Annotated in this window: 19 protein-coding genes; 4 read left to right on the top strand and 15 right to left on the bottom strand. The window is 37.6% G+C overall.

The window, feature by feature from the left end; translation table 11 throughout:
- Positions 1 to 189 precede the first annotated feature (189 nt).
- Positions 190 to 633 (bottom strand): OsmC family protein, encoded by a 444-nt coding sequence (locus PCH01S_RS06225; RefSeq protein ID WP_042227749.1) that lies wholly within the window; start codon positions 631 to 633, stop codon positions 190 to 192.
- A 580-nt stretch (positions 634 to 1,213) separates the two neighbouring features.
- Between PCH01S_RS06225 and PCH01S_RS06220 the strand changes: the two genes are divergently transcribed.
- Together PCH01S_RS06220 and PCH01S_RS06215 are read left to right on the top strand one after the other, a co-directional pair.
- Positions 1,214 to 1,795 carry an SUKH-4 family immunity protein gene (locus PCH01S_RS06220; protein ID WP_042227747.1) on the top strand — a complete coding sequence of 194 codons (582 nt, stop codon included), beginning with the start codon at positions 1,214 to 1,216 and terminating at the stop codon, positions 1,793 to 1,795.
- Between the two features lie 191 nt (positions 1,796 to 1,986).
- Positions 1,987 to 2,427 (top strand): hypothetical protein, encoded by a 441-nt coding sequence (locus PCH01S_RS06215; RefSeq protein WP_042227745.1) that lies wholly within the window; start codon positions 1,987 to 1,989, stop codon positions 2,425 to 2,427.
- A gap of 242 nt (positions 2,428 to 2,669) precedes the next feature.
- Here the strand turns inward: PCH01S_RS06215 and PCH01S_RS06210 are convergent, their stop codons facing one another.
- The gene (locus tag PCH01S_RS06210; protein WP_042227743.1) at positions 2,670 to 3,146 is read right to left on the bottom strand and encodes a hypothetical protein; all 477 of its coding nucleotides are present in this window, start codon (positions 3,144 to 3,146) and stop codon (positions 2,670 to 2,672) included.
- 258 nt (positions 3,147 to 3,404) lie between these two features.
- Between PCH01S_RS06210 and PCH01S_RS06205 the strand changes: the two genes are divergently transcribed.
- A complete protein-coding gene (locus PCH01S_RS06205) occupies positions 3,405 to 4,064 on the top strand; it encodes a hypothetical protein (RefSeq protein WP_129112482.1) in 660 nt (219 codons plus the stop codon).
- A 558-nt stretch (positions 4,065 to 4,622) separates the two neighbouring features.
- Positions 4,623 to 5,000 (top strand): hypothetical protein, encoded by a 378-nt coding sequence (locus tag PCH01S_RS06200; RefSeq protein ID WP_042227739.1) that lies wholly within the window; start codon positions 4,623 to 4,625, stop codon positions 4,998 to 5,000.
- Between the two features lie 301 nt (positions 5,001 to 5,301).
- Here PCH01S_RS06200 and PCH01S_RS06195 read toward each other — a convergent pair whose 3' ends face one another.
- From PCH01S_RS06195 to PCH01S_RS06140, 13 genes are all read right to left on the bottom strand, one after another.
- Entirely contained in the window at positions 5,302 to 5,706 is a 405-nt protein-coding gene (locus tag PCH01S_RS06195; RefSeq protein WP_053228666.1) for a C40 family peptidase, read from the bottom strand.
- A 285-nt stretch (positions 5,707 to 5,991) separates the two neighbouring features.
- Positions 5,992 to 6,327, bottom strand: coding sequence for a DUF3139 domain-containing protein (locus tag PCH01S_RS06190; RefSeq protein ID WP_042227738.1), 336 nt, complete (start codon positions 6,325 to 6,327; stop codon positions 5,992 to 5,994).
- 1,008 nt (positions 6,328 to 7,335) lie between these two features.
- Positions 7,336 to 8,445: a tyrosine-type recombinase/integrase gene (locus tag PCH01S_RS06185; RefSeq protein ID WP_084706543.1), complete on the bottom strand. Its 1,110-nt coding sequence runs from the start codon at positions 8,443 to 8,445 to the stop codon at positions 7,336 to 7,338.
- 205 nt (positions 8,446 to 8,650) lie between these two features.
- Positions 8,651 to 9,286, bottom strand: coding sequence for a hypothetical protein (locus tag PCH01S_RS06180; RefSeq protein WP_042227736.1), 636 nt, complete (start codon positions 9,284 to 9,286; stop codon positions 8,651 to 8,653).
- Between the two features lies 1 nt (position 9,287).
- Positions 9,288 to 10,076: a peptidoglycan recognition protein family protein gene (locus PCH01S_RS31265; RefSeq protein WP_053228665.1), complete on the bottom strand. Its 789-nt coding sequence runs from the start codon at positions 10,074 to 10,076 to the stop codon at positions 9,288 to 9,290.
- Between the two features lie 13 nt (positions 10,077 to 10,089).
- Positions 10,090 to 10,491, bottom strand: a complete 402-nt coding sequence (locus PCH01S_RS06170; protein ID WP_042227734.1) for a phage holin family protein — start codon at positions 10,489 to 10,491, stop codon at positions 10,090 to 10,092.
- An 80-nt stretch (positions 10,492 to 10,571) separates the two neighbouring features.
- Positions 10,572 to 10,712 carry an XkdX family protein gene (locus PCH01S_RS29640; protein WP_084706542.1) on the bottom strand — a complete coding sequence of 47 codons (141 nt, stop codon included), beginning with the start codon at positions 10,710 to 10,712 and terminating at the stop codon, positions 10,572 to 10,574.
- Between the two features lie 21 nt (positions 10,713 to 10,733).
- Positions 10,734 to 11,018, bottom strand: coding sequence for a hypothetical protein (locus PCH01S_RS06165; RefSeq protein ID WP_042227733.1), 285 nt, complete (start codon positions 11,016 to 11,018; stop codon positions 10,734 to 10,736).
- 16 nt (positions 11,019 to 11,034) lie between these two features.
- Positions 11,035 to 12,615 carry a hypothetical protein gene (locus PCH01S_RS06160; RefSeq protein WP_042227732.1) on the bottom strand — a complete coding sequence of 527 codons (1,581 nt, stop codon included), beginning with the start codon at positions 12,613 to 12,615 and terminating at the stop codon, positions 11,035 to 11,037.
- A complete protein-coding gene (locus tag PCH01S_RS29635; protein ID WP_042227730.1) occupies positions 12,612 to 12,941 on the bottom strand; it encodes a hypothetical protein in 330 nt (109 codons plus the stop codon). The genes PCH01S_RS06160 and PCH01S_RS29635 overlap by 4 nt, the downstream gene beginning before the upstream one ends.
- A 1-nt stretch (position 12,942) precedes the next feature.
- Positions 12,943 to 13,560, bottom strand: coding sequence for a hypothetical protein (locus PCH01S_RS06150; protein WP_042227729.1), 618 nt, complete (start codon positions 13,558 to 13,560; stop codon positions 12,943 to 12,945).
- A 4-nt stretch (positions 13,561 to 13,564) separates the two neighbouring features.
- Complete coding sequence (locus PCH01S_RS06145; protein ID WP_042227728.1) at positions 13,565 to 14,572, bottom strand: fibronectin type III domain-containing protein; 1,008 nt, start codon at positions 14,570 to 14,572, stop codon at positions 13,565 to 13,567.
- An 18-nt stretch (positions 14,573 to 14,590) separates the two neighbouring features.
- A complete protein-coding gene (locus PCH01S_RS06140; protein ID WP_042227727.1) occupies positions 14,591 to 15,934 on the bottom strand; it encodes a hypothetical protein in 1,344 nt (447 codons plus the stop codon).
- Positions 15,935 to 15,942: the final 8 nt, after the last annotated feature.

The following is a 15,942-nucleotide window of genomic DNA, read 5'->3' as shown; positions in this document are numbered from 1 at the left end:
TTAGCGCATTCGCATTATTGCGGTTGCCTAAAAACCGTATACAAAATCATTTGATAAATGAACAAGATGCAGATAAGACCGAGGTGAAATAATGTCGAAAACTAATAGATCACTATGAAATTTTAATTTTATAGAATAGACTGGAAACTAAAACACCCAAACAGGGTGCTAAGTAAATGTATCTTAAGATTAATTTTCGATTACAATACCGTTTAATTTGAGATTGACCAAGTTTGCAATTGTATCTCCTACAGGGCAAGTTTCTTCTAAGAACTTAACGAATTCCTCAACTCGTTCTCTAGGCGCATCTGTTTTGATATAAAAAGTGTAACGAATGTCAGAGTATCCTGGACGAACATCTGCCTTCTTAAAGAATCCATCCAGATCCAAATCGCCTTCAACTTCTACTCGAAAGTCTTCAAGATTTATATTAAACTTTTTAGCATATACTCTGGCTACAATTGATTGACACGCACCCAACGATCCAAGTAACACTTCAACTGGATTCATCCCAGTGTCCGTTCCTCCCAGGCTTTTAGGTTCGTCAATAGTAAACTCAAAATTTCTTGAACTAACTTTTACAACTACACCTTCTTGCAAGTGTGCCGATGCCTTAAATGTTGTAGTAGCCATTTTACTCACTCCTTTGGATTAAAAAGATTCAAGATAATAATACCATATAATTCCGACTTAGTTATTAGGATTTTTAAAATCAATAGTTAGAGGAATTAAAGACTCCAACACAACCGAAGAGTACGGCTTTTATAGTGTTGTTTTGAATCCACTCATACAATAAAATGTTACTTTTATGGGAGGAATAGAAAATGAAAATATGTACGGGAAGCTGTGCGGTTATTGAAGAGTACAAAGGCGAAGTGACACTATGAAATCCATTCGCCATCAGCTAATACCACTTATTCGAATCGGTTTTGGGAAACCGGCTCATTCCTACAATACGAGTTTGATGGATTCACTACAGAAACTGACGCAGCCTACGTTGAATTTGATAACGGAGAAACGATTAGTGTAACTGTAGGGTTGCTGGTTAAAATAGAGGAAGGTGAATAATTAAGGAGCATCTACTTCAGTACAGTATATTTGATATTTATAAAACACGGATTTCATAGGAAAGAGAAAGAATTGCGACATCTGAAAAGAAGAATTGCAAGTGCAGTTCGAAGTATTTTTTGAAATAAGAGGAGGGAATAGAGCTTTGAAAAACGCTGTCTTCTACGATCCGAATCTCGTCAGATCCGTCAATTTGCCTGAAAAGATAGAGGCATTCTTGCTTAAGGAAGGGCTTCCTCTTATCGAGCTTGCGGGTGCCGTCTTGGGCGTTCGCTTCCAATCGTTCACGGATATGGGACTTCTGTACGATGGCGAACGCAAGCTTCTGCCCATCGGATACGAATGGGAGCCGGAAAGCTCCATTCTGGGGCTGGCTCAAGGTTCGGGGCATCTATATTCCTTCCACCCAGCCTCCGGGCAATCAGGATTCGTTAACTCGGACATCTGTCTGTTTCTGTTGTTCTTATCCTGCGTCCGATCGTTTATAGCAAGTCGCTCCGAAAGTGATCAAGCGACAATATGGACGGCGGAGGAAATGCGCGAACGATTGGCCGCCTTCCAACGTGGCGAGATCGTCCCTAAGCGTCCGAATCGGCCGGTCTTCAATCGCAAGGCGGAGTTGACCCGCATGCGGGCTATGTTTGAAGAGAAGGACGCGGCCAGCCTGGCAGACGAAAACCATTGGTGGAGCTGCGTGCTTGAGCAACTGGAAGATGGCTTGTTATAGGGCTTTGAAGACGGGGCTTTCCGTCTGAACAGGGTTGAAGGTTTCGATGGTCGGGGGTGAAAAAAGAATCGACATTTTAAGGGCTAGGGGCTGGTGTATATTGATGCGATAAAAAACTGATTTTATAAGGAGATAATTATCGATGGCACATAAAAAATAAACTTTTTTACACATTGAGAAAGTAGGCAAAAATGAAAAAATGGATAGTCCTATTTTTATCAGTTGCAGTATGTATTTATGTATTATCTTTTTTAAATTTGTTTAATGGGAAACCATTACCAGAAGCACCTAGAGCCTACATTAAAAGTGCGAGCATAGATATACCAGTGGAAACCGCATCGTATTATTGGAAATTTGGTAAAGAAAAGAACATGTCCCCTTGGTATGCAGTCAAAGATAAAGAAGCTATAATCGTACCTAAAAATTCAGTAATTAAGATTTCCTTTAAGAGAGAACCGGATGGTCCTCCGATTATTAGACAAGTCATTACTGACAATGACAATAGAGATATAGAAACAAAGAATTCTAACGAAATAACAGTACCGTCCTCAGAAGGAATTTATATGTATAGTATTAGTGCAGACTGGTCTGAAGGAAGCGCTCAATATGCAATAAAGGTGCATGTTAAGTAAAGCTTACGCATTAGGTTAGACGAATTTAGAATGATCGTTAAAAATTCTTTGAGTTTTTTTGCATATTCCTAAATTTGTCTGACCCGTTCTTCAATCATTAATCAAGATAATTAAGAGTTGACAATAAAAATAAAAGAATGAAATATTATGGTTATTTGATACCTTAGATCAGTTGGTTAGAGCGGTCGGCTTACATAAAAAGAGTCCTTGCTGTAAGACCAACAAGAACTCAAGAAAAATGACTATATTCTGACGGCTGTAAACGTATTTTTTGTAAACCAGTCACCTAACCATTTTGGTGCCTCAGGTCCTGGCTCCATAAATTTCAACAATACCTTGAAGTTACCTTGACTATTCTGCGGCAGAATCGAGTTTAAACTGCTCTTGGATATATTGTGAGTGGCTTTTGTAGTTAGCGTTCCTCTTGCAACCTCTACCATATGCGTGTCATTTTTGAAATAGACTAAATAAAATTGTGAACCAGGTGTTGATTTCTCTACCGTAACTGAAATAGTATTTGCCCCAGTGCCATAAAAAGTATCGTCCGTATAAACCCTTGCTCTTATATTATTCTGAGTTTGCCACCCTGAATCAGCACCAACTGCTTGAGGAGTAACTAGTGACTGTGGATCCATAACATTTTGTTCTGCAAGAGCTACGGAAGATACAGAGCTGAGAAGTAAGGCAGCCGACAAAAATGATACAATAGATTTTTTCATAGTAAACCTCCTATTAGTTTAATAAAATCCATACTATTTAATTATAGTAAAATATTAACTGTAATAATATATAAAGACACATTATGGACATAAATGAATTGACTTTGTATTGGCAGAAGTGAGGAATAAGACAAAGTTCTACATGAATAATCTTCATTATAAAAGATGGAGGTGCGCGAATTGTTGAACTTAAATTACCCACAAAGAGCGACAGACTTGACAGGAGAATGGATAGCGAATAATGGGAAGCAATACATAATGAGACAGTTTCAACTGCCAAGAATAGGTCCATCTTTTTGTTGGGCGGGTTTTGATGGACCTACAGGTGCAAATATCAACATCGGTGCAGTACGTTATTCTCAAGCAAACCCAGAGATAAAAATAATTACGACATCGTGGGTAGATATTCCATATACTTCGGGTGGCGGCACTCTTGGGCGACTAGGGCTGCGATCAAATGATACGCAAACAAAACTATTTAAAGAATCGGGAAATGATTTTCCGGCAACGGAGTGGAGTAAATTTCAATCAACTCGTCTACCTATACCAATGTCCGGAACAAGCGAGTTTGAACAAACTCGAGGCGTGAACTACTCGGTTTGGAATGGCAATGATGGTGGGACTTATTACATGACATGGGAAACGAACGAAGGCCCTTGGAGCGAATTCAATCTTGTGACTGCTGGATTGGGTATGTTTCAAAATGGAAAACCTATGAGTGTGCTATATACGAACAGAGCACCATCAAGTCCATTCGTATGCCAAGGATATTGGATTCAGGTTGGGAGTCCTTTTACTCCAGATATGGGATTGGGGAGAGTTAAGTTTAATTGGAATGGTAGGGACAAAATGACTCGTAACGGATTTGAAGGAAGTGGAAATCCACCAACTGAACTGACCTTGAAAGGAAATAGATAGCACAAAAAAACTTGGAATTTCTTTTTTTACGAGGGACAAGCATTATTTTTATATGGTAGTTAGAGGGGGGATTTTACATCCGAAAACTGGTTATTTTCCAAAAGAGTCCGCAGCACTTTATTCCTACACTAAACTTATTTTAATTTTCACCCTAAATTTCCATCGTTTTTGCTATCGAAACGTTATCTCGATACCTGATATTGACGGATCGACTTCTTGTCACTCAGTGAAAACAGACTAACTTATTGGGAGGCCAATTCGTATATATTTTGACTAAAATGTTCATAAGTGCAGCGTTTTATCATACCGATCTGTATTTATATTCATAGTACAAGCAACAAATGTAATCAGTATTCAGAGCGGACCATTTAGACCTTATTTTTATTTCAGGCAACTGAAAACGTTATCTGAAGACGCATATTTTATCTGTACAACATCACAGAAAACAAAATCTTAATGTAATCATATGGATGTTTTATACAAAAAATGGTATACTTTTATCAATACATACCGGGTGTAGATTTTGAATTAATTCGTATTAACACTAGGAGGTTTTTTATGTTTAATAAGAAATTGGCTATTGTAATTCTGTCGGCTGCACTTACTTTTACTTTATCTAGTGTGGCTTTTGCTATTGATGAAGGGACATATGCAGCAGTTCAAGGAAATAACACAGCCTCTACACAATACATTACTGGGCAAGATAAAACTGGAAGATTTATAATCAAAGCCAGTGGCGGTACAGCAGACGCTCGTTTATATGAAAAATGTACTTATAATTGGTCGCAAATAGAATCTCTTAGCGCAACCCAAGAATCGACAACTGGGTACGCTAAGAAGTCCAAAGATGTCTATTTAAAAAATGGTTGCACGTATAAGGCAGATTTATATGGGTCAGGTAGTGTTTCAGCTGGAGTAGAATTGTTTAATTACTAGCCTTTAGGTTCTTAAAAATTAAAGGGTATGCGTTTATTAGTTAGCAAAGAAAGAATACAACCGTAACAATATCTGTTGTAAAAAGATCGCCTCCTACTAGTTGTAAGGGGGCGATCTTCAAAAAATAATATAAAATAAAAGTGTGAAATAATAAATAATATGATGCACTTTTATTATACCTTCGAATGAGAAGATACAAGCTGCTAATTCAAACTAATAATTAGACGATAAAACTATGATTTTATTGTACGAAGATATGAAGAAAGCCCTCTATTTGAGGGCTTTAAAGTCTTTATTGTATTTACATAGCACCAATTGCAGCAACCGCACTCATTTTACTAGCAGATAGCCAGGCGTACGGGCTGTATACCATATCGGCAATATAACTATGACCATCTATAGCTATATTAGAACCATAATAAAAAGCCATCCAAGGTATCTTTGAACAATAAACTTTATCTTGGTCTCCTAACGTATTGATTAGGCTGAATGTTGCGTTCGGATGAGTGCTTACATAGCTCTTTGCCCAAAACCCGGCATTAATAGCCTGAGAGGAAGCACCTGTCCATCGCATTACTTTAGTATTAGGGCGCTTCTTAAACCAATCGTCTAAAGATGTGAGTCCTGGACTGTAACCCGAGCCTTCAATGCTAACCGTTACACCATCCCAGTCGCCTACAATAGCTGCGTGCCCGTGTAATCCCATACTACGAGTATCGTTTGTAACTAAAACGTCTCCCGGAATTACACTGACGTTGGTTCCAGGATAAACACGTCCACCACCAGGAGGGACAGCGTACACTGTACTATTATCAGAAGTGGACTCGTTTGCAAATATAGTAACAGGAATCAATGCCATTACTAAAGATAGTATTTTTGAAATATTTTTAGACAGTCTAACTCTCCCATATATCTTATTCGCCGGACAGATAGATAAACTTACTATAGTAATATTATTGAGTAAAATATATTTATTTTTTCCTTGTGGTTATTACTCAATATGTTTTTGTCCATTCCTACTTGATTGATATATCTTTCCATCTGTATCTTCACTATAGTAATAAGTATTCTCAGCTTCATCGTTAAATTGAACCGCAACTGCATAATCATTAATACCAACAAATTTTTGCGCCTTAACTGTTTTGAATGTGTAATCCTTTGATTCGAAGCCCTTAATACTAAGATGTTCTACTGTTCTTTTTTCAAGAGATTGACTAATTGCAGTGTTAATTTTTATTTCACTTCCATAAAAATCTCCAATAAAAAAACCTACAGCCAACATGAAGACAATTAACACAATAAGCCAAATTTTACGAATAGTTTTCACTCTCCTTGGTGGAATAGAATAAAAATTCGAATAGAGGGAGCCCTGTGAAACGCACTCACAGGGCTTAGAGATGATTCTTGAAACGCAATCAATATACTATATATAGTAAAATATGTAAAGTTATATAATGGTTAATGAAAAGATAAATTGATACACGGCCATTGATATAAATAAAAATATGCGATACATGATAATCAAAAAGGCAATTTTACTGAAAGGTAACTCACTGTTTATCATCTTAATAGCGAACTTAGCAATCCAACAACAAGCATGGTTATGGATTTTACGACTAAGTTTGATCAGTAGCCCAAATATAAAAAGGACGGGGCGATAGCGCGCGTTATATTTTGTGCTAAGATGCTAAAAGGAGATACAAATGGAAAATAAAAATCCAACATTTCATATCAACAAAGCAGATCTGCCTTTAGTTTTAACAGCAGAACAAATTATTCAGGTTCTAGGCTTTGGAAGAAGGAACGACTCTGAATTTTGAAGGACCTTCTTTTTTCAGTAAGTCGGATAGAGAAAAAGAGATACGATAAACATATTTAAAGACGTGATTTTCAATCGGTTAAAAGGCAAAGAAAGCAGGACATAAGCCCTTGCTTTTTTTATTTTAGAGTGTTAATATTTCAATTACAGTTAAGTGTTCTAAGGTGAGTTTTTTGGCAGGAATCTTGGTAGGATTTAGGCAGGATTTCGTTCTGAAACCGGATGATCTTAGCGGTAACAATAGGTCATCAACGGAAAACCAATATTGCCAAAAACCCAGCAATATCAAGGGTTTCAGCACCGAAACGACTGCTAAAGGTCTCCAGAAGAACATACGAAATTGAATATTGAACCTTCGGGGTAGGAATATATCCACGTAATAATCCATAAGGCTAAAACCCAGTATTATCAAGGGTTTTAGCCTTATTTGTTTTGAAAAAATTATAAACTGGCAGTATTTACGGCAGGAAACCATAAGTAACAATATACACTCAAGGGAAACGAGTTAACATAGATTCAATTTAACATTTTTTCAAGCGTTTTAACGGCATCCGCCTGGATGTTTGGCATCATGTGAGAATAAGTATCAAGGGTGATTTTAATGGACGAATGCCCAAGCAATTCCTGAACAATTTTCGGGTGAATTCCACCGCTCAAAAGTAGTGAGGCACAGGTGTGTCTTAAATCATGAAATCGTATTGGACGGACATTTGATTTAGAAAGTATTCTTAGCCAAAACTTATGAAAATTACTCCAGCTTACAGGCAATCCATTTTTGCGACACACTACTAGGTCATGATCTTTATACTTCTCTTGAGCATCCCACTTTTCTTTAATTATTGTAGACCGGTGTTTGCGTAATTCCGATACTACGATTGGAGGGATAGAAATTGAGCGATTGCCAGAAACGGTTTTTGCACCATCTTTAATTTCACCTTTAAAAGCTAATATTTGGCTGATCCTAATCTGACCATTCTCTAAGTCAATATCTCTCCAGCGTAGTCCGAGTATCTCACCACGCCTCATTCCAGTGTAAATAGCAAGAACAAATATTATTCTGTGCCGGTGCTCAAGTCCATCTAGAAAATCCTTAACTTCATCAACTGTCCAAAAATCAACTCTTCCTTTTTTGACAGCAGGCTTAGAGCCAACGTCCATTAAATCAATTGGATTTTTAACGATTAACTCTTTTTTTACTGCTGATTTCAAAGAGGTGTTGACCAAATTAAAAATCTTCTTAACAGTTCCAGATGATAAACTTTTATTTTTTAATGATGTTATCAAAATTTCAATATGTTGTGTTGTAAGCTTTTGCAGCAAAACATTGCCAATCACTGGATTGATATGGTTTTTAATTTGTCCTTCATTTGTTTCCCGGGTTTGGGGAGATATGTTGTGCTTATTTGTTATCCAAGATTTCAAATATTCTGCGTAAGTAATTGTGGAAGGATCTACAAACAACCCCTTTTCCCATTCTACGCGCGCTTCTGCTTCTGCCGCGCGCGCCTCTCTCTTTCCAGTAAAGCCTTTTTGTTTTATGGTTTTTCTCTTTCCATGAAAATCTTTAACTTCAAAAGAATAAAAATAGTGAATTTTCCCTCGTTTGCTGTATTCATAAATAGCCAATTTTTCACCTCCTTTGTTATATGGTTATCTGTATTATATTATGATCTATAATTATAGTAAACATTTATTTTTATTATTTATGATAGAAAGCGGTGTTATGGAGTTCCTGTTTAGATAACACCTGCGAACTGTAGGAGAGAGAGGGCTGTTGAAAAAAATAGGACAGCCATATTTGATCGTTTGATCTATTCTGGATGCCCTAATATTATTTCTTTTTACTATCACCAATTAATAAGTTCAATCGATTAACTACACTTTTAAGAAACTCAATCTTTAAGTATCCTCGACTGATAAAAGAAGGTAGAGAATCGTCAATAAACTTACAAATGTCATAATCTTTATCTAAAGTTGTTTGTATTGGAAACCCAATTGTCCTGCAATCATCTCTGTTTATACCTGATTTTTTACTATTCCTTGTCCATTTTACGAAATCATATATATGTACGAAGAATGTTTCGGGTGGATAGTATTTGGTTTTTGTACCTCTTTCTCTAAAGTTAAATATGAATCCAGGTATCAATCCATCTTTAGTTGCAAATTTCATGAGCGATTTAACCTGATGAGCTTTGATCATTACATGTGTGGTTTTATTTCGAGGTTTCTCTTCAGGTCTTTCAGGATTAAAACTGATCGAACTCCCTTTGGTACTTTTTAATTCTACTAGCCAAAGAAAGGGGGCAGCATACTGAATCCCATCACATGGGTTCTCGGGTGTAAAAGTTGCGCTAGAGCCTCTAAGCCATTTTGGTGCATCTTTAAGCCTAAGGAAAAAGTGAGATGTGCTATTTACAGAATTTTCGTAGTTTTTTTCAAATTTTTTTCCTTCATTAGCTTTCTTCAATTCACTGCATACCTGCGGATTCGGCTTCTACACTTAAACAATCTTGTTTGGCCGCAACAACCGAGTTTAGAAAGGCCAGTTCTCCTGCTGTCAATTGCCTACATCTAATTCTATCAATCCATTTCCAATCTGTAATTTCACCTTTGTTATATCGTTGACTCCAGATACTATTAAGCATTTTCCATTCATAATCATTCAATTGCAATGACATGTTTTCATCAGCCTCCTCACAATTTAAGCAATCATAGTATTCTTTTATCACATCTTTTTTAAGTTGTGCATAAGATCTTCCCGATTTTGATAATCCATTTTCAGGGTCGGTTTTTCGCTTAGGATCGAGAATGTGATGTCCTATTAATTCTGTTGGTTGAATGTTGAATTTGTAAAATGAATAAGCTAAAACCCAAACAAATCGCTTGTAAGCCTCATTGGAATTTATATTGGTTCCGTAGCAATATTCAATACCTCCTGCAGCATCGTTTGCATCGCATCCAAATAGTTTATTATCTACATCGACATTATACAAAACGTGCCAAGCCTTCTCGGGTTTATCAGTAAGGAATGGCACACATTCGATGATCTCCTTATCATCAACGAAAATATGAGCAGATGCTTCAATTTGGTTGGCGGAATTATTATAATATTTTACATTTCCTCTTGCAGTCGAGTTTGGATTTCCGGTATCATGAGCAACCATAAACTTTATCTTATTAGCAGTAATTCCCGTCCGTCTCTTTGTTTTTGTAGGAAGATATAGGGGAGTAATGGAGTATTTCATTTTAAAACTCATGATACAGTACACCTCATTTATTTTGGTTTTTATTTCGAAGCACAGTAATGATTTGTTTGAGTTGTTCTGGAATGAGTACATCGATGCGTCCAAGGTTTTCGATAATAGAGATGGTTTCATTCGCAATGTAAAAATAAATTGCTGCATCCATCAAGATCCCATTCAGATTCATAATGCCATCGAACCAATGACACATTGCGATAACTACAAAGATAAATACCTTCTTACTAATACCAATAAAACCTACACGAGAGCTTAGTCCAGTTCCGTCTTTAATCGATGCCACAATACCTGTTACTTGGTCAATTACTACAAGTGCTACAAGGACCCCCAATACTGCAGACCAGCCCCCAAATGCGTATGTAGTAATAGTTGCTCCCGTACTAAAAATTAGTTTCAAAATTGATTCGTTCACTTTTTGTCCTCCTAATGTAGAAAAGAGACCCAGAAAAGAGGTCCCTTATAATTATAAAATAATCATTTTATTGTTTTCTTTTATTCAACTGAAAACTCTTCATTTGTAATAAGCTCGTATTGTTCAGATGTAATTTTGTTCTTTACCACAAACACTTTTACATTGTCATTGGTGTAGAATCCTTTGTCGTAATAAACTTTTACTGTTTTAAACCAGTCCATTAGTCTTCCTTTCCTCTCATATTATATGAGGCCAGCATCCACTAAGGCTAACATCATTACTGCTTGTGCTGCTTGCATATCCTGAATTATTTGTTCTTGTGAAGGTGGTGCTAGTGTATATTCATAATACAGACATTTTTTATCGGGATCAAATTTCAAAGTTGCTACATGTGTTTTACTTTTTTCTGGATCTTGTAAAATATAGTCTACTTCAATAGGCTTTGCATCCTTAGGCGCGTATTTTAAGGACGCATAAATAGTACCTATTTCTCCATCGGCGTTTAATGTGATATAACGTTTTTCCATTGTGTATTCCTCCTAATTAGCCAAAGTAAGTATTTAGATAGTGCAAAGATAGATACTGGGTTGTGCCGTTATTCGGTATGGGCCTTGTTATAGCGAATGCACAGTTACCGAAATCCCACGAGAAACTCTTACCACTACGATTGGCTCCAAAGGCATTAGGGTCGCCAGGATCAAATCTAGCCACAACAGCTTTGTCTGATGTCCTTAGTATGTAGGGAGTAACAACAGATGAATCTCCCATAAAATAAAATTCGCCGTCATTTATAGGCGTACATACACCAGTACTCGATGTACAAGGCACACCTGACACTCCCTGCAGAACACCGCTCTGATTTACAAAAGCAAGTTGTGGTGCTAATGCTCCAGTATTCACAGCTTCACCATTGTTTGCATAGGCATAGCTACCACCACTTACACATACCTGACCCAAGGCAGGCGCCCAGAAAGCCCCTTGACCAGATCTGAATATGGCCGATAAGGAAAGAGACCATTGCTCTTTGCCAAAGTAATTACCACCAGCATCGACTGATGTGGTACCAGTAGCTTGAAATTTTCGGAGTCTCCTGTTGTCATCGAAAAGGTAATAATACTGACCGTCCGGTTGGACGACTATCTGTGGGCCATTGCCCGGACTATGTGTTTGCTTGGCTTCTAAAGTGCCTGATGCTGAATATCGAGTAATGGCGGAGTAAGTGGTACTAGTATAAAATGAACCAATGAGCCAAATTTTTCCGTCCGCGGTTTCTTGTAATGCCCCAGCAGTTTGGTCGATATATTCCACATTGTCCCAAATAGTAGCACCATCTGAAAGTCTAATCTTCCGTAATTTCGGAGAATATGTATTACCTGAACTGTTACCATAAGACCAAAATACGTGGGCACGATCCCGAGAGATTAACGAAGTACCCTCCAATGCATAATTGCTACCCCCAGCCGGTACAGTATGTCGCCATACCTCAGTACCTGTAACGTCCCAACAGATCAGCAGAGTAAATCTGTTGGTGCCATCGTAATAACTCATGCTACACACATAGCGGTTATCCACACAAGAAGGGCGTCCTTCGAGTACATAGTTAGAACCTGCAAAGGTCTTCTCCCATCTCTGCAGCAATCGGTATTTTTGGATACGTCCAAATGAAATCCAATCTCCTGCACCATATTCTAGAGAATTTCCCTGTACTCCACCAATCCAAACTCCCTTTTTAATATTTTCAGGCCGAATATTCACATCCCCTGCTACTGTGCCGCCTGTATAATAGCCGGGTGTAATCGTTTGATTATTAGGAGAGACGTTAAAAGTTGGAGCGCCTCTATTAGGCATTGTACCTGCTACACTTGCAATTGCTGTTCCCGTCAAAACTTTATCTGCAGGTACGTTCACTTGAGCAATCTTGCTATTAGAATGAATACCGTCTGGAATTACAACCTGTCCTGTTCCACTCGCTGTCAAGGTCATAGCGCCACGGTCGGGTAAGGTTCCAACTTGATCTGTATCAATTTCAGATGAAAATGTTTTACCTGCTCTTACATCGCTCGATTGAACATCGCCAGACGCCCCTGGCTTGATCCTCATGTCTCCTAAACGGCGAATACTCATACACACTCAACTCCAGAGATATAGACTGATATAGCGCTTGCTGTACCCTGAGAAACTTGAATCGTGTCACCAGAATGGAGAACAGAGGAGAGATCGACACTAATACTGTCGTTTGGCTTGACTGGGTAGGAGGCGATAATCTTATTCGAATTAGCTGCCGTTTGCCCAAATGGAACCAGATGAATAGTTACAGTTGAAACAACTGAAGTATTGTTTGCAATATGAATATTTTTAACGATAGTTGTTGTTAACGCTGGCACAGTATATGCAGTAGTAATTGTTGTGCCTGGCAGATTTACATATAATCTCTTTGGTGTATTAATCATTTTATACCCCCATCCAATAAGCAATCTCTAAATTAGACTTGATTTCATTAATTGCTTTTACAATATTGCTTTGATCAGTGGAATTTAACCCCGATAAAATACCGATTTTATTGTCTACTTTTATATTGTCAGATCGGAGCTCATTGGCCACTTTAACAAGAGATTGTTTATTAATTGTCTCCAAATCTCCCATGACACCAATATCGTTTCTTAAAGCTCCTGCTGTAGTTCCATCAAGGTAGGTGATTACGTTCTCTTTTTTTTGCTCAATGGTTTGTAGAGCCGAGTCCTTTGTTGCTTGAACAGTATTTTTGGCTGCATCGACATAGGTTGTAAACTCCCCTTGCTTGGTTAAGATATAACCTTCGACATTATCTTTAATGAATATCTCCATGTTAACCAAGGCATCTTGGAACCTGTTAAAATCATCCGCTGAAATAAACTTTTCCCGATACTGTACAGTTAAATTAGCCAGTTCAGTCTCTTCCGCAGGAGTGCGATTGGCTTTTAGCTTTAATTCCTGAAATCTTTGTATCCCTGGAATATCTTGAGCTTGCAACTCATAATGACGCTGAAACTCATCAATTTTAACAGGAAAGGTCGATAGATTAACTGCCATATTTCTAATTCACCTCACCAAATATATTCATGTCTCCGCCAATCTGTTGAATGCATAAAAAATAGCCATTGCCGGTTAGCGGCTGGCTGGAGTAATGCGAACGGTAATTGTAAACTTCTCTGAATAGGTGAAATCGTTGGTCATCATCCCAATATTGCAGAGTCATAATACCGTTCTGTCCTTTTAGAACTAACAAATCTGTGTATGACTTTATGTTCTCTAACCATAACTTTAGAGTAAAATTTGCATCCACATGAAATCCATCTGTAAATGTAAAAACATCATCGCGTAGATCCAGTTTCTCACCATTCAAATAAATGGGCTGTTTAGTGGTATTTCCGATAATCTGAATAGTTTTCCACGACAATTGGATTCCGGAATTCTTAATGTTCTTCGCTTCAAGATTAATGCTAATGTCGGGCTGCAGATAACTGACCGAGAAGGGGATCAGACCACTAGTGCCAACGGAACCTTTGTTACTTGTTGCCTGGAACTCAATAAAATAGGATGAACCGCTTTTTAAGTAATTAATTAAATAAACTAGAGGGGTCGATGTCCTAACGTTAGATTGACTAATTAGCGTTTTATCTTTGTCATATAAGAACGCAATCCATGATCTGAATGGAACGTTTTCAGTCTGAGTGTAACTAGCCGAAAACTCGTAGGACCGAGAATTCACAACTCCAATTGGAGATACTAAAACATTCGGCCTAGACGATGTTTGGAATATCTCTGTGTCCGAGACTGCAAAGTTATTACCAGAATCCCATATCGTGACTTGAACTTTCAATTCGTATCCATTTGGCAAAGCAAATGCTGGAAGGGAATAGTTCTTCGCAAACGATGTTATTCGACCACTATCATAGAGCAGATTGTTATCTTGATTTCTATAAATCCGAACCTCAAAAGCTACACTCATGTCACCTGAACTTTGCCAAGATACTTTAATCGAATCTTTTGCATCAACAGTTGTACCCTTTAAATTAATGTTATAGGGTTTTTGTGTGGCCAATAAATCACCTCATTTCTTTTAGTATTTGGATATAAGAATCTTCGCAGATTGAAAACCTTCACCTAGATAACCATAAGCGCCAAAGTCGGTGAATGTGGCATTTATTGCACCAAATTGTTTAAGTGAACCGTTGGATTGAACACCAATTACACCTGCTATAAATGTGTTACTCTTATTCCATGTTGAGTCGGGATAGTTAAAATTAAAGTCTGTTCCGTTAACAGTTGCATTTGCTACCAGAGTAGCTGAAACAGTTCTTTCTTTTAATTTCATGTTGCCGTCCATGTCTACGGACATAATATCTTTCCAATTTTCAATTTGATGTCCTAAATTTTTGGGTTTTACTATCCATGCGAGTCGTAAGTTATCCATTGAGGCTTGATTGGAATACGGATTGAATTGCCCTGTGTCATAGAAGTCGATAGGGCATATTTGACCAAAGAAAGAGCTGTTTCTGTTACCCTGGTCACTTCCAAACATCCCATGAAACGAATTCCACAAATCTCCGTTATAAGCATATCCATATTCTTCGTATTTCTTGTTTGAGTCCAGACTTCCACCATTAAACTTTCCAAGCGACACCCGTTTATATGGACTAGTACCATTTCCGTCGATTTCAAAGCCTGCTCCACCTACAGTAGTTCCACCATAAGAGTCGAACATAAATGTGTTGTTCCAGCCAAGCATAATTCCAAACTCTTGCCATTTCCCGTTTCCGTCAAATGCACCAATTTCCTCACCGACTAAATTTCTGGTAGGATCGTTTTGTGAATATTGATTTCTTCCACTAGTTCTCCAGATTCCTATACTTTGATTTGTATAGTCGCCGTAATTTTCTTCTCCTGGATACGTCCCTTTGTTCTGAAATTGCAGACCGAAAGAGTTGTAATTTATGTTCTTCCTTTTGAATCTTTTTGCCTCAAAATCGTAGTGAGCGTTAATTAGTATCCATAATTCTGAGTATTCTACACCGCCCCGAATACCTTCAATGACGGTAAAGTTAAACGGTGCATTTTTGGTGAAATCCTCTTTTGATCCAATTGCCAAATTGCCTAAAACTTTATTCGCCAAAACCATCGTTTCATAATTTTTGTCTGCAAATCTTTTGTAGGGTACAAATTTGCTTTTAGAGTCACCGTTTACATAAACAACGTATACAAGATCTCCGTCATTAAAAATTACATCTGGGTTACAAGGGACATCTTGAGTCTGAGATGAACCATCAATATTAATCGAGAGCAACGTTTTAGTTTTTACCTTGTTTACAGTTCCTAAATGCCAATGACCATTTAAGAGTTTCATTTCTTTTAATTCAAGCTGCACAATCTGCCTAACTGCTTTTATAAAATCTTCATTCGTCAACCGATCAC

It is taken from the genome of Paenibacillus chitinolyticus NBRC 15660 (assembly GCF_000739915.1).
Lineage (GTDB): Bacteria > Bacillota > Bacilli > Paenibacillales > NBRC-103111 > Paenibacillus_F > Paenibacillus_F chitinolyticus.
The sequence above is the reverse complement of the archived record's forward strand: the minus strand, read 5'-3'. Positions and strand labels throughout refer to the sequence as shown.